The following is a 13,460-nucleotide window of genomic DNA, read 5'->3' on the forward strand; positions in this document are numbered from 1 at the left end:
GCCCGGCGGTGGCGACGTCCGCCGACCGGCACCCGACGCCGGGCTGCGGCAAGACCAGGAATCACGACGGCGAACCCGCCGGGCCGGAGTCGGCCGGGGCGTCCGCACCCGTCGCGTCGGCCACGACGACGGCGGACGTGCCGCCGCCCGGCACGGCCGTCGCCGGTCCGCAGAACAGCCCCAGTACGACCGCGAGCACCGCCAGCAGGCAGCACCACTGTGTACGGGACACGGCGACCGGCCTTTCCGGACAGGGGCAACGGGTGGTCAGCTGCCCGAAATGGTACGTGCTGTGATCCCGCGCCTCCGCGCGGTGCCCGGTGGTGACCCGGAACGCACGAAATGCGTTCGCCGTTCGTCGGGCCCGGGTGAGATCCTGGGCTCCGTATGTCTACTTCCTTCGCTGATCTTCAGAACCGGCTCGGACAGATCTCGCTCCGCGATGCGCACCGGCTCGGCCGCCGTCTCGAAGGGGCGCGCCGCATCCGTAAGCCCGAGGCCCGGCAGTCCGTGCTGGACGAGATCGCCGCCGAGGCCGGAAAGGCGGCCGAGCGGCTTTCCCTGCGTGCCGCGCGGATTCCCGCCCTGTCGTACCCGGAACAGCTCCCGGTCAGTCAGAAGAAGGACGAGATCCTGGAGGCGATACGCGACCACCAGGTCGTGATCGTCGCCGGGGAGACCGGCTCCGGCAAGACCACGCAGATCCCGAAGATCTGCATGGAGCTGGGGCGCGGTGTCCGGGGCATGATCGGGCACACCCAGCCGCGCCGGATCGCGGCCCGTACGGTCGCCGAGCGCGTCGCGGACGAGCTGAAGACGCCGCTGGGCGAGGCGGTCGGCTGGAAGGTGCGCTTCACCGACCAGGTGAACCCGGACGCGACGTTCGTGAAGCTGATGACGGACGGCATCCTGCTCGCGGAGATCCAGACGGACCGCGAGCTGCGCGCCTACGACACGATCATCATCGACGAGGCCCACGAGCGGTCGCTGAACATCGACTTCCTGCTCGGCTATCTGGCCAGGCTGCTGCCCAAGCGCCCGGACCTGAAGGTCGTCATCACCTCGGCGACGATCGACCCCGAGCGGTTCGCGCGCCACTTCGGCGAGGCGCCGATCGTCGAGGTCAGCGGGCGTACGTACCCGGTCGAGGTGCGCTACCGTCCCCTCCTCGAAGAGGAGGGCGACGACTCCGACCGGGACCAGATCACCGCGATCTGCGACGCCGTGGACGAGCTCCAGACGGAGGGGCCGGGCGACATCCTGGTCTTCCTCTCCGGCGAGCGGGAGATCCGTGACACCGCGGACGCGCTGAACAAGCGGAACCTCCGCCACACCGAGGTGCTCCCGCTCTACGCCCGTCTCTCGCACGCCGAGCAGCACCGCGTCTTCCAGCGCCACACCGGGCGCCGGATCGTCCTGGCGACCAACGTCGCCGAGACCTCGCTGACCGTTCCCGGCATCAAGTACGTGATCGACCCGGGCAACGCCCGGATCTCCCGCTACAGCCACCGCACCAAGGTCCAGCGGCTGCCGATCGAGCGGATCTCGCAGGCCAGCGCCAACCAGCGCAAGGGCCGCTGCGGCCGTACGTCGGACGGCATCTGCATCCGGCTGTACTCCGAGGACGACTTCCTGACCCGTCCGGAGTTCACCGACCCCGAGATCCTGCGCACCAACCTCGCCTCCGTCATCCTCCAGATGACCGCGGCCGGCCTGGGCGACATCGAGAAGTTCCCCTTCATCGACCCGCCGGACCACCGCAACATCCGAGACGGCGTCCAGCTCCTCCAGGAGCTCGGCGCGCTGGACGCGGAGGAGAAGGATCCGAAGAAGCGGCTCACCCAGCTGGGCCGGAAGCTCTCGCAGCTGCCCGTCGACCCGCGGCTGGCCCGCATGGTCATCGAGGCCGACCGCAACGGCTGTGTCCGCGAGGTCATGGTCATCGCCTCCGCGCTCTCCATCCAGGACCCGCGCGAGCGGCCCTCGGAGAAGCAGACCCAGGCCGATCAGCAGCACGCCCGCTTCAAGGACGAGACATCCGACTTCCTGGCGTTCCTGAACCTGTGGCGGTACATCCGCGAGCAGCAGAAGGAGCGCGGCTCGTCCAGCTTCCGCCGGATGTGCAAGCAGGAGTATCTGAACTTCCTGCGCATCCGCGAATGGCAGGACATCTACGCGCAGCTGCGTACGGTCGCCAAGCAGATGGGCATCCACCTCAACGAGGAGGACGCGCCGGAGCAGGCGGTGCACACCTCGCTGCTGGCCGGGCTGCTCTCGCACATCGGGCTGAAGGACACCGAGAAGAACGAGTACCTGGGCGCCCGCAGCGCCAAGTTCGCGATCTTCCCCGGTTCGGCGCTCTTCAAGAAGCAGCCGCGGTTCGTGATGTCGGCCGAGCTGGTCGAGACGTCCCGGCTGTGGGCGCGGGTCAACGCCAAGGTCGAGCCGGAGTGGATCGAGCCGCTGGCCCAGCATCTGCTCAAGCGCACCTACAGCGAGCCGCACTGGGAGAAGGACCAGGCGGCGGTGATGGCCTACGAGCGGGTCACGCTCTACGGGGTACCGATCGTCGCCCAGCGCAAGATCAATTTCGGCCGGATCGACGCCGAGACCTCCCGCGACCTGTTCATCCGCAACGCCCTGGTCGAGGGCGACTGGCGGACCCACCACCAGTTCTTCCACGACAACCGCAAGCTCCTCGGCGAGGTCGAGGAGCTGGAGCACCGCGCCCGGCGCCGCGACATCCTCGTGGACGACGAGACGCTCTTCGACTTCTACGACCGGCGGATCCCCGAGCACGTGGTCTCCGGGGCGCACTTCGACTCCTGGTGGAAGCACAAGCGCCGGGACGAGCCGGACGCGCTGGACTTCGAGCGCTCGATGCTCATCAACGAGAAGGCCGGGGCCGTCACCAAGGACGACTACCCGGACTCCTGGCGCCAGGGGAAGCTCAAGTTCAGGGTCACGTACCAGTTCGAGCCCGGCGCGGACGCCGACGGCGTGACCGTCCACATCCCGCTCCAGGTGCTCAACCAGGTCACCGCCGAGGGCTTCGACTGGCAGATCCCCGGCCTGCGGGAGGAAGTGGTCACCGAGCTGATCCGCTCGCTGCCCAAGCCGATCCGCCGGCACTACGTCCCCGCGCCGAACTACGCGGACAAGTTCCTCGACCGCGCCGTACCGCTCCAGGAGCCGCTGCCGGTCACGCTGGCCCGGGAGCTCCAGCAGATGGTCGGCGTCCCGGTCACGGCCGACGACTTCGACCTGGGCCGCATCCCGGACCACTTGAAGATCACGTTCCGGATCGTCGACGAGCGGCGCCGCAAGGTGGCCGAGGACAAGGACCTGGAGGCGCTGAAGCTCCAGCTGCGCCCCAAGGCCCGTCAGGCGCTCTCCAAGGCCGCCGCGGCCACCGCGGGCCCCTCCGGCGAGTCCATCGAGCGTTCGGGCCTCACGGACTGGACGATCGGCACGCTGAACCGCGTCTTCGAGACCCGCCGGGCCGGCCAGCCGGTCAAGGCGTACCCGGCTCTCGTGGACCGGGGCGACACCGTCGCGGTACGGCTCTTCGACACCGAGGCCGAGCAGCAGCAGGCGATGTGGCTGGGCACCCGGAAGCTGATCATGCTGAACGTGCCGGTGAATCCGGCGAAGTTCGCCTCCGACAAGCTGACGAACCAGCAGAAGCTGGCCCTGTCCCGCAATCCGCACGGCTCCATCCAGGCGCTGTTCGAGGACTGCGCGACGGCGGCCGCCGACCGGCTGATCGGCGCGCACGGCGGCCCGGCCTGGGACGAGGAGTCGTTCCGGAAGCTGTACGACAAGGTGCGCGCCGACCTCGTCGCCCTGACCGAGCACACGGTCAAGCAGGTCCAACAGGTGCTGGCCGCCTGGCAGGCCTGCGAGCGGCGCCTGAAGGCCACCAACAGCCTGGTCCTGGTCAACAACGTCACCGACGCACGGGACCAGCTCGCGGCCCTGGTGCCGCCGGGCTTCGTCACGAAGACCGGACTACGCAGGCTGCCCGACCTGATGCGCTACCTGGTCGCCGTGGACCGCCGGCTCCAGCAGATGCCGACGGCCGTCCAGCGCGACACCACGCGCATGGAGAAGGTCCACGAGATGCAGGACGAGTACGCCTGGCTGCTCGAACAGATGCCGCAGGGCAGGCCCGTACCGCAGGAGGTCCTGGACATCCGCTGGATGATCGAGGAGCTCCGGGTCAGCTATTTCGCCCACGCACTGGGGACGGCCTACCCCGTCTCCGACAAGCGGATCGTGAAGGCGATCGACGCGGCGGCCCCGTGAGGCGGACCGCCCGGACGGGGCGCTCCGACCGTGACGGAGCCGCCACCTTCAGTGAGTTCGACCGGAGCCTCTGACCTGCTGTACAGTCTGTCTTCGCAGCCAGCCGCAAGGCAAGCAGCGAAAACCTGGTCCTGTGGAGCAGTTTGGAGTGCTCGCCACCCTGTCAAGGTGGAGGCCGCGGGTTCAAATCCCGTCAGGACCGCAGTAACGAAAGCCCGGATCCTTCTGGATCCGGGCTTTCGCGCGTCTTGACTCCGGCGACCGCCGACGAGTACTCAGTCAGCAGAGGCTGTCCCTGATTTCCCGGCGCGGGGCAGCGGTCCACCGGGAGGTGGCGCGTATGGCGACGTCCGCCGCACACGAGACCCGCGCGCTCCTGCGCGCCCATCTGGCCGCCGCTTCAGGCTGCCGCCACGCCACCCGTCACTGTCCGGTCTGCCATCGGCTCCTGCGGCTCGCCATGGAGCCCGTGACGGCCCGTCGGACCGATTCCGCCCCCGAACCGCCGACCCCGCGCCCAGGGCGCCAGGACGGCACTCCTGGGGCCGAGGACGAAAGTCCCCCGGGCGAGTGACCAATGGCGGAGCCTTCCGCTTCCCGACGGTGGCAGGCTCGTACTTGGCAAGACTCGGGCAGTGTGACGGGAGTCACTGAAAGAGTTCCGAGAAGGGGTGCCTTTACTCCCTACCTACAACTGGCGAATTTAATATGTGCAATTGCACCACTCGGACGGGAGCACCGCGGGACCATTCGAACCGGGCCGCCCCGGCCTCCTCGGGCAGTCCGGAACAGTCCCGCACAGACCCGCTCAAGCACGCACGGCGGCCCGACCACACCCGACCGGACGCGCGGTTTCCGGCGCCCCCGACGGACGGCCCCGCCCCCTGCCGTGCGGGCACAAAAAAGATCGCGCTGGACCCGGCGGAGTCCAGCGCGATCGAATGACGCACCCGCATTGCACAGGTATGGCGCCCGTTGGGGCGGGCGCCCGTCATTTGGAGCTATGGGCGGGCCTGTACGGGTTGGGGGACCCGGAAGCCCGGTTGTTGCGCGGCGACAGGGGTGTGTCAGGCCTCGCTGCGCTGCTGCGGAATACCCGCAAGCAGTGCGCGGACCTCTGCCTCGCGGTACCGGCGATGTCCACCGAGCGTGCGGATGGACGTGAGCTTGCCTGCCTTGGCCCAGCGGGTAACCGTCTTCGGGTCCACGCGGAACATCGTGGCAACCTCAGCCGGGGTCAGCAGCGGCTCGGCATCAGGGGTGCGAGCGGTCATGAGCGGCCTCCTCGGGAGAACCGAACCATCTCGGTTCTTTCCTCTAAATTCTGCACCTTGACCCGCGTTGCCCGAAATGGCGGACGCGGGCCGAGTCGGTTATAGGACGAACGGCTTGTCCTCGGCACTACAACTACACCATCCGTCCAGCCGCGTCGGCCAAACCGATGGAATTGCCCTCCCAGGTGTTCATCAGCGACGGAAGCCGATGGACCATGCCATAGCGGACAGTCACACCGCCGTGACGATCAGTCACAGAGTGATCAGGAGCCATCAGACCCCCCATAGCGTGCAATGCTGAGCATTCCGCCCTTAGTTGGGCGGACGGAGCCCTCCCCGGGCTCCTTGTCCTATTTTGGCATGAGGAGTAGGGAAGGGCGCAAGAGCCCCGTTAGTGCTATCCATCACGCTTGAGGCAAAGGCCCGGTTCGGGACGTAGGTCCTAGGACCACAGGAGTACTGTTCCGCCTCTTCGTTCCCACGCGTCACACAGGACACAAGGACAGACGCAGATATCGCCCGATCAGTTCGCGAACTGACGATCTCTCACGGCCCGCCAGCGCTCCGCCAGCCGACCGTAGGCCCCACTCGCCCCTTCGGTGTCACCGGCCTGCAGCGCCGCGATGCCCTCGGCCGCATCGGCGGCCGACCGGTCCCCGGCGAGCTCCTTCGCCGGCAGCGCGTGCACCAGGCCCGCGTAGTCCAGCTCGACCAGCGCCCTCGGATGGAACTCCTCCAGCCAGCGCCCCACGTCCACGAGCCCCTCGGTCAGCGGGCCCTCGTCCACCGAGTCCCGCAGCACCTTCAGCGCCCGGGCCAGCCGGCGACGGGCCTGCACCATCGGCGTCCGGTACCGCAGCACGGGCGCCGCACCGTCCTCGCCCGCCTCCGCGTACTCCCGCTCGTGGTCGGAGAAGAGCACGAACCAGCGCACCGGCACCTGCCACACCGAGGTACGGATCCACGGTCTGGCGTCCGGATTCCGCTCCGCCCACCGTTCGTGGTCGGCGATCGCCTGCCCGCGCACCACCGGCGGCAGCACCGCGTCGAGCACCGGCCCGGGGAACATCTCCGCCAGCTCGTCCAGCGCCAGCCAGCCGCGCAGCCTGGTCCGCCAGGGACAGACGCACACCACCCCGTCGACCTCGGCGACGAACGCGTCCCCGCTCTCGTGCACCGGCACGGCGACCGGCGGCGTGGCCGCCAGATCGGCGAGCGAACGGCGCAGTTCGTCCTGGGCCGTAGGCATCCGGGCACGCCCGGCGTACCGGGCCCAGTGGGCGCGTTCGGGCTCCGGGAAGGCGGCCAGCGGCTCGTACACCCGGAGGTAGGACGCGTAAGGGACGAGCACCGAAGACACCACCGACATGGAGCAGATCGTGTCACGCCGGTACTCCGCCGGGGGGTGATCCTGGGCACTGGAACAGATCTACGTCCGCGTAGGACTTACGCTCTTGCCCAGTCGGACCGGCCGTGCCGGCCGGTCCGCGACCCTCCCCACCTTCAGGAGGGTCCTCGCCGCTTCGTACTTGGGAGTCACCACAGTGACCGATGTGACCGACGGCGTCCTGCACACCCTGTTCCACTCGGAGCAGGGGGGCCACGAGCAAGTCGTGCTCTGCCAGGACCGTGCCAGCGGCCTCAAGGCCGTCATCGCCATCCACTCCACCGCCCTGGGCCCGGCCCTCGGCGGTACCCGCTTCTATCCGTACGCCTCCGAGGAGGAGGCCGTCGCGGATGCGCTGAACCTCTCGCGCGGCATGTCGTACAAGAACGCCATGGCCGGTCTCGACCACGGCGGCGGCAAGGCCGTCATCATCGGCGACCCCGAGCAGATCAAGACGGAGGAGCTACTGCTGGCCTACGGCCGGTTCGTGGCCTCGCTCGGCGGCCGGTACGTCACGGCCTGCGACGTCGGCACCTATGTCGCCGACATGGACGTCATCGCCCGCGAGTGCCGCTGGACCACCGGCCGCTCCCCCGAGAACGGCGGCGCCGGCGACTCCTCGGTCCTCACCGCGTTCGGTGTCTTCCAGGGCATGCGGGCCTCCGCACAGCATCTCTGGGGCGACCCGACGCTGCGTGGCCGAAAAGTGGGGGTCGCCGGGGTCGGCAAGGTCGGTCACCACCTGGTCGAGCATCTGCTCTCGGACGGCGCGGAGGTCGTGATCACGGATGTGCGGGAGGAATCCGTACGCCGGATCACCGAGAAGCACCCCGAGATCACCGTCGCCGCGGACACCGGGGCGCTGATCCGTACCGAGGGCCTCGACATCTACGCCCCGTGCGCGCTCGGCGGCGCGCTGAACGACGACTCCGTTCCGGTGCTCACCGCCGAGGTGGTGTGCGGCGCGGCCAACAACCAGCTCGCGCACCCCGGCATCGAGAAGGACCTCGCGGACCGGTCGATCCTGTACGCACCCGACTACGTGGTGAACGCGGGCGGTGTCATCCAGGTCGCCGACGAGCTGCACGGCTTCGACTTCGACCGGTGCAAGGCCAAGGCGACGAAGATCTTCGACACCACGCTGGCCATCTTCGCACGTGCGAAGAGTGACGGCATTCCGCCGGCCGCCGCGGCCGACCGGATCGCCGAGCAGCGGATGGCCGACGCGCGCCGCCACTGACGGTGGCGGACGCGTCACCCCGCGTCCGCACCGCCCATGGCCTGCCGACCCGCCGACCGGCGAGACAAGACTCACGCCGGTCGGCGGGTCGCATGCCAAGAAGAGGCTAAAATCGCAGTTGACCAGCGAGGACGGGGCTTCTCGCCGGTCTCCTTCCGGGGCACGTGATGCGGGCGGCGTACCGTATGGCCGCGGAAGCAGGTACCGTTAAAGCCCTACGGGCACGGTCTCTCAGCCGAGAGTCCGTCCTGAAACATGAACGCGTGTCAAGACTCTGGGGCCGTCGAGCCCCGTCACCGAGGGGGTCGAGCCATGGGGCGCGGCCGGGCAAAGGCCAAGCAGACAAAGGTCGCCCGCCAGCTGAAGTACAGCAGCGGCGGGACTGACCTGTCGCGTCTGGCCAATGAGCTGGGCGCATCGCCTTCGAGTCAACCACCGAACGCAGAGCCGTTCGAGGACGACGACGAGGAAGATGACCCGTACGCACAGTACGCGGATCTGTACAACGACGACGAGGACGAGGACGAGGACGACAAGTCCGGTCCGTCGTCACAGCGCCGCGGCGCTTGACCTCGCGCTGACACATCAACCCGGTCCGGGCCTGTCCCGGACCGGGTTCTGTGCTGTCCCGGCCCGGTCCGTCCGCTCGTGCGGAATCCGGTTTCCCCGGTGCTTCCCCCGACGCCTTCCCCGGCCGCCGGACGTGCTGGAATCCCGGCGGCCGGGAACGTAGCGGCCACCGGGTCGCCCCGGTGTGCCCGCCCCGTGTCTATCGCGCGTGCCCGCTCTATCGTGCGTACCCGCCGACGAGCTCCGCGCCCGAGGTGTGTGCCCCGCGCTCGGTGATCTCGCCCGCGACCCAGGACTCGACCCCGCGGTCGGCCAGTGTCGTCAGTGCCACGTCCACGGACTCGGCCGGGACGATCGCGATCATGCCGACGCCCATGTTCAGCGTCTTCTCCAGCTCCAGCTGCTCGACCTGTCCCGTCTTGCCGACCAGGTCGAAGACCGCGCCGGGCGTCCAGGTGGAGCGGTCGACCCTGGCGTGCAGTCCCTCCGGGATGACCCGGGCGAGGTTGTTGGCCAGGCCGCCGCCGGTGACGTGGCTGAAGCCGTGCACCTCGGTCGTGCGGGTGAGCGCCAGGCAGTCCAGCGAGTAGATCTTGGTGGGCTCCAGGAGCTCCTCGCCGAGCGTGCGGCCGAACTCCTCGACCTGCCGGTCCAGCGACCAACCGGCGCGGTCGAAGACCACGTGCCGGACGAGCGAGTACCCGTTGGAGTGAAGACCGGACGACGCCATGGCGATCACGACGTCACCCTTACGGATACGGTCCGGGCCCAGCAGCCGGTCGGCCTCGACCACGCCCGTACCGGCGCCGGCGACATCGAAGTCGTCCGGGCCGAGGAGGCCGGGGTGCTCGGCCGTCTCGCCGCCGACCAGGGAGCAGCCCGCGAGGACACAGCCCTCGGCGATGCCCTTCACGATGGCCGCGACACGCTCGGGGTGCACCTTGCCGACGCAGATGTAGTCGGTCATGAAGAGCGGCTCGGCGCCGCAGACGACCAGGTCGTCGACGACCATGCCGACGAGGTCGTGGCCGATGGTGTCGTACACGCCCATCTTGCGGGCGAGGTCGACCTTCGTGCCGACGCCGTCGGTGGCGGAGGCGAGCAGCGGACGCTCGTAGCGCTTGAGGGCGGAGGCGTCGAAGAGGCCGGCGAAGCCGCCGAGGCCGCCGAGGCCCGCGACCTCGGGGCGCTGCGTCTTCTTCACCCACTCCTTCATCAGCTCGACGGCACGGTCGCCGGCTTCGATGTCGACGCCCGCTGCCGCGTAGGAAGCACCTGTTGTCTCAGACATTGCCTGGGATCTTTCGTGTGGAAATACGGGGCTGGTGGCCAGAGGTGTACGGCTGGGCCGTCACGGACGACGCAGTGCGTCGGCCGCGGCGGTCGCCGCAGGGCCTGCCGCCAGCTCGGTCTCCAGCAGCTGCTTGCCGAGCAGCTCCGGGTCCGGGAGCTCCATGGGGTACTCACCGTCGAAGCAGGCGCGGCACAGGTTCGGCTTGGCGATCGTGGTCGCCTCGACCATCGCGTCGAGCGAGATGTACGCGAGCGAGTCGGCACCCATCGACGTGGAGATCTCGTCGACCGTCATGCCGTTGGCGATCAGCTCGGCGCGGGTCGCGAAGTCGATGCCGAAGAAGCAGGGCCATTTCACCGGCGGGGACGAGATCCGGATGTGAATCTCGGCGGCACCGGCCTCACGGAGCATCCGGACCAGTGCGCGCTGGGTGTTGCCGCGGACGATCGAGTCGTCGACGACCACCAGGCGCTTGCCCTTGATGACTTCCTTGAGCGGGTTCAGCTTGAGGCGGATGCCCAGCTGGCGAATGGTCTGGGACGGCTGGATGAAGGTCCGGCCGACGTAGGCGTTCTTCACCAGTCCGGCGCCGAACGGGATGCCGCTGGCCTCCGCGTAACCGATGGCGGCGGGGGTGCCGGACTCCGGGGTGGCTATGACCAGATCGGCCTCGACCGGGGCCTCGGCGGCCAGCTTGCGGCCCATCTCCACCCGGGAGAGGTAGACGTTGCGCCCGGCGATGTCGGTGTCGGGGCGGGCCAGATAGACGTACTCGAAGACGCAGCCCTTGGGCTTCGCTTCCGCGAACCGCGAGGTGCGCAGGCCGTTCTCGTCGATGGCGACGAGCTCGCCCGGCTCGATCTCGCGGACGAAGCTGGCACCGCAGATGTCGAGGGCGGCGGACTCGGAGGCCACCACCCAGCCGCGCTCCAGCCGGCCGAGAACCAGCGGGCGGATGCCCTGGGGGTCACGGGCGGCGTAGAGGGTGTGCTCGTCCATGAAGACCAGAGAGAAGGCGCCCCTGACATCGGGAAGCACCTTCGCGGCGGCCTCCTCGATGGTGAGCGGCTTGCCGTCCTCATCGGTCTGGCCGGCGAGCAGCGCGGTCACCAGGTCGGTGTCGTTCGTCGCGGCGACCTGGGTGGCGCGGCCGTCCTTGCGAGGAAGGTCGGCGACCATCTCGGCGAGCTGGGCCGTATTGACCAGATTGCCGTTGTGACCCAGGGCGATCGAGCCGTGCGCGGTCGCACGGAACGTCGGCTGCGCGTTCTCCCACACCGAGGCACCGGTGGTGGAGTAGCGGGCATGACCGACCGCGATATGGCCCTGGAGAGATCCCAGAGACGTTTCGTCGAAGACCTGCGAGACCAGTCCCATGTCCTTGAAGACCAGGATCTGGGACCCGTTGCTCACTGCGATGCCCGCGGACTCCTGTCCACGGTGCTGCAGGGCATACAGTCCGAAATAGGTGAGCTTGGCGACCTCTTCGCCCGGAGCCCAGACACCGAAGACGCCGCAAGCGTCCTGGGGGCCTTTCTCTCCGGGGAGCAGGTCGTGGTTGAGTCGTCCATCACCACGAGGCACGCCACCGAGTGTAGGCGAGATCGACCACTGGTCCGAATTCGGGATACCGCGCCGGACCACCGGGGAAGCGCTCCCAGGGGATGTTCGAGGGATGGTCCGGGCGGTCACGCGGAGTGATCGTTCGCCGGGTGCGGCAGAGTACGGATCGGGCCGCAGGGCGGCGGTCGCCCGGATCAGCGCCCGGTTGACGACGGGTTCCGGCCACTCGGGCCGGGGAGCCCGCCGGGCCGGATGGTGGCGCTCGGTGAGGCGGTCGACGGTCCGGCGCGAAGCCCGACCGAACGCGCGTTTCGTGGCGAGCCTCACACCGCGATGTCCGGGATGCGGCCTTCGGCGGCACAGGCCCCGGGGGTCCGCCGGGCCTCGGGCCCGGCGGACCGCAGTACGAGACCGTCATTGACAGACGCATGGCCGGTTGGCGTGCTCCCGCACCATCAGACCCGGCCCCTCGGTGACCGCTCGGTCACGCACGTGGAGCGCCGTCACGTCGATCCGGGACGTGTCGCGAGCGCCATCCGTCGCTGCGCCTGACTCCGCCGGCGCGCACTCGGCTGCCTCCATTTCCGCGTTTCTTCGCCTTCTCAGCGGTTTGAAGCGGTCTGACATGGCTTTCGCCTCTCCGTCGCGCGCCGCCCCGCCGGACGGCATCGGCCTCGCCGGCTATCTCCTGCGGCAGGCGGCCCCGGGAGCGCGATCTGTTCCGGCGGGTGCGCGGGGATCGGGTGCTGCGCCGGGGCGACTGGAAGTACCACCGGGGCAGGAGTGGGCCGGGCCAGCTGTTCCAGCTCGCCCACGACCAGCGCGAACAGGCCGACCGGGCGGCGGCCGAACCGGAGCTGCCGGCCGGGCTGCGGGCGTCCTGAAAGCGGACCGACGCGGGACTGCTGCCGTACCCGACGGGGTCCTGAGTCACGTCCTGGGTGCCCGGGTCATCTCCCGGGCACCCTGGTCGCCCCCCGGCGCCCGTGTCACTTGCCGGGCACCTGGGCCGTCGCGCCGAGTCCCTCGCCGTTCGCCGCGGTGAGGGACAGCGTGCGGTGGTCGATCCGGTACGTCGTCCTCCCGTCCAGGATCGCCAGCAGGGCGCGCTCCAGCTTCATCCGGGGGTCCGGGCACATCATCCTGGTCCCGTCGAGCGGGCCGAACGTGACGGTGGAGCCGCTGACCTCCGCGGTGCCGCGGAACGAGTTGCAGCCGAGGGTGCCCCGTACGGTGCCGTCCTTGCCGAAGGTCAGCCGCGCCTTCTGCTCCGTACCCGCGGGCAGCGACGACGCGGTGGAGCCGGACACCAGGGAGGTGACGGTCCAGGTGGTGCCGGTGAGCGGGGCCGGGGGCTCCGAAGTGAGGGCGATGGAGTCGCCGTTCTCCGTGGTCAGGGTCAGGGTCCTGCCCGAGACGGCGGCGGTGAGTTCGCCGCTGAAGGCGCGGGACATGGCCGTCTCGAACCGCTGGACGCTCTGCTCGCAGCCCATCGCCGTGGTCGTGGCCCGCTGCACGGTGATCGTGTCGCCGTCCGTACGGGTCTCGGCGGTGAAGTGGTTGCAGCCGAAGTTCCCCGTGGCTCTGCCCTCGGGGTCGATCACGACATGGGCGCCGTCCGGAGCCTCGGTCTTCCGCCCTCCGGCCGTCACCGAATCGACGTTCCAGTGGACGCCGGCGACGGGCGGGCCGGTCCGTACCGAACCGCTGCCGTCGCCGGCCCCCGTCTCCGTACCGCAGCCGGCAAGGGCGAGGAGGGCAAGAACTCCTACGGCCATCCGTTGATTCCGCATGGCCCTGGGACGGTCCGGCCGGTCCTCCGGT

Annotated in this window: 10 protein-coding genes, 1 tRNA gene and 1 pseudogene; 6 read left to right on the forward strand and 6 right to left on the reverse strand. The window is 69.5% G+C overall.

All coding sequences use genetic code 11. The features are described 5' to 3' along the window. Positions 1-61: 61 nt before the first annotated feature. A complete protein-coding gene (locus tag ABZY11_RS26530) occupies positions 62-232 on the reverse strand; it encodes a hypothetical protein (protein ID WP_356481540.1) in 171 nt (56 codons plus the stop codon). Positions 233-387: 155 nt separating this feature from the next. On the opposite strand from ABZY11_RS26530, the gene hrpA reads away from it, so the two are divergent. The 3 genes from hrpA (at position 388) to ABZY11_RS26545 (ending at position 4,882) form a co-directional block, all read left to right on the forward strand. After that, entirely contained in the window at positions 388-4,308 is a 3,921-nt protein-coding gene (hrpA, locus tag ABZY11_RS26535) for an ATP-dependent RNA helicase HrpA (RefSeq protein WP_356481541.1), read from the forward strand. A gap of 127 nt (positions 4,309-4,435) precedes the next feature. Continuing rightward, positions 4,436-4,510: transfer RNA gene (locus ABZY11_RS26540), tRNA-Asp, on the forward strand. Positions 4,511-4,648: 138 nt separating this feature from the next. Next, positions 4,649-4,882: a DUF6274 family protein gene (locus ABZY11_RS26545; protein WP_356481542.1), complete on the forward strand. Its 234-nt coding sequence runs from the start codon at positions 4,649-4,651 to the stop codon at positions 4,880-4,882. Positions 4,883-5,375: 493 nt separating this feature from the next. Here ABZY11_RS26545 and bldC read toward each other — a convergent pair whose 3' ends face one another. Both bldC and ABZY11_RS26555 read right to left on the reverse strand, forming a co-directional pair. Then, the gene (bldC, locus tag ABZY11_RS26550; RefSeq protein WP_003949541.1) at positions 5,376-5,582 is read right to left on the reverse strand and encodes a developmental transcriptional regulator BldC; all 207 of its coding nucleotides are present in this window, start codon (positions 5,580-5,582) and stop codon (positions 5,376-5,378) included. A 523-nt stretch (positions 5,583-6,105) separates the two neighbouring features. Then, positions 6,106-6,951, reverse strand: a complete 846-nt coding sequence (locus ABZY11_RS26555) for a hypothetical protein (protein ID WP_356481543.1) — start codon at positions 6,949-6,951, stop codon at positions 6,106-6,108. Between the two features lie 175 nt (positions 6,952-7,126). Between ABZY11_RS26555 and ABZY11_RS26560 the strand changes: the two genes are divergently transcribed. Together ABZY11_RS26560 and ABZY11_RS26565 are read left to right on the forward strand one after the other, a co-directional pair. Next, on the forward strand, positions 7,127-8,209 hold the full coding sequence (locus tag ABZY11_RS26560; RefSeq protein ID WP_356481544.1) for a Glu/Leu/Phe/Val dehydrogenase dimerization domain-containing protein: 1,083 nt from the start codon (positions 7,127-7,129) through the stop codon (positions 8,207-8,209). Between the two features lie 312 nt (positions 8,210-8,521). Then, positions 8,522-8,779, forward strand: coding sequence for a DUF3073 domain-containing protein (locus ABZY11_RS26565; protein ID WP_072488579.1), 258 nt, complete (start codon positions 8,522-8,524; stop codon positions 8,777-8,779). Positions 8,780-8,996: 217 nt separating this feature from the next. Here ABZY11_RS26565 and purM read toward each other — a convergent pair whose 3' ends face one another. Both purM and purF read right to left on the reverse strand, forming a co-directional pair. Further along, complete coding sequence (gene purM / locus ABZY11_RS26570; protein ID WP_356481545.1) at positions 8,997-10,070, reverse strand: phosphoribosylformylglycinamidine cyclo-ligase; 1,074 nt, start codon at positions 10,068-10,070, stop codon at positions 8,997-8,999. Between the two features lie 60 nt (positions 10,071-10,130). Beyond that, on the reverse strand, positions 10,131-11,657 hold the full coding sequence (purF, locus tag ABZY11_RS26575) for an amidophosphoribosyltransferase (protein WP_326766793.1): 1,527 nt from the start codon (positions 11,655-11,657) through the stop codon (positions 10,131-10,133). 628 nt (positions 11,658-12,285) lie between these two features. On the opposite strand from purF, the pseudogene ABZY11_RS26580 reads away from it, so the two are divergent. Further along, positions 12,286-12,520, forward strand: a pseudogene (locus tag ABZY11_RS26580) (twin-arginine translocation pathway signal protein); the annotation flags it as partial. 105 nt (positions 12,521-12,625) lie between these two features. Here the strand turns inward: ABZY11_RS26580 and ABZY11_RS26585 are convergent. Continuing rightward, entirely contained in the window at positions 12,626-13,429 is an 804-nt protein-coding gene (locus ABZY11_RS26585; protein ID WP_356481546.1) for an META domain-containing protein, read from the reverse strand. Between the last annotated feature and the right edge of the window lie 31 nt (positions 13,430-13,460).

It is taken from the genome of Streptomyces sp. NPDC006510 (genome assembly GCF_040611955.1).
GTDB lineage: Bacteria > Actinomycetota > Actinomycetes > Streptomycetales > Streptomycetaceae > Streptomyces.

What these genes read in the sequence shown, in the direction of transcription:
- bldC (WP_003949541.1), bottom strand. Translation starts at nt 5,582, where the DNA reads ATGACCGCTCGCACCCCTGATGCCGAGCCGCTGCTGACCCCGGCTGAG.
- ABZY11_RS26585 (WP_356481546.1), bottom strand. Translation starts at nt 13,429, where the DNA reads ATGCGGAATCAACGGATGGCCGTAGGAGTTCTTGCCCTCCTCGCCCTT.
- purM (WP_356481545.1), bottom strand. Translation starts at nt 10,070, where the DNA reads ATGTCTGAGACAACAGGTGCTTCCTACGCGGCAGCGGGCGTCGACATC.
- ABZY11_RS26565 (WP_072488579.1), top strand. Translation starts at nt 8,522, where the DNA reads ATGGGGCGCGGCCGGGCAAAGGCCAAGCAGACAAAGGTCGCCCGCCAG.
- hrpA (WP_356481541.1), top strand. Translation starts at nt 388, where the DNA reads ATGTCTACTTCCTTCGCTGATCTTCAGAACCGGCTCGGACAGATCTCG.
- ABZY11_RS26555 (WP_356481543.1), bottom strand. Translation starts at nt 6,951, where the DNA reads ATGTCGGTGGTGTCTTCGGTGCTCGTCCCTTACGCGTCCTACCTCCGG.
- ABZY11_RS26545 (WP_356481542.1), top strand. Translation starts at nt 4,649, where the DNA reads ATGGCGACGTCCGCCGCACACGAGACCCGCGCGCTCCTGCGCGCCCAT.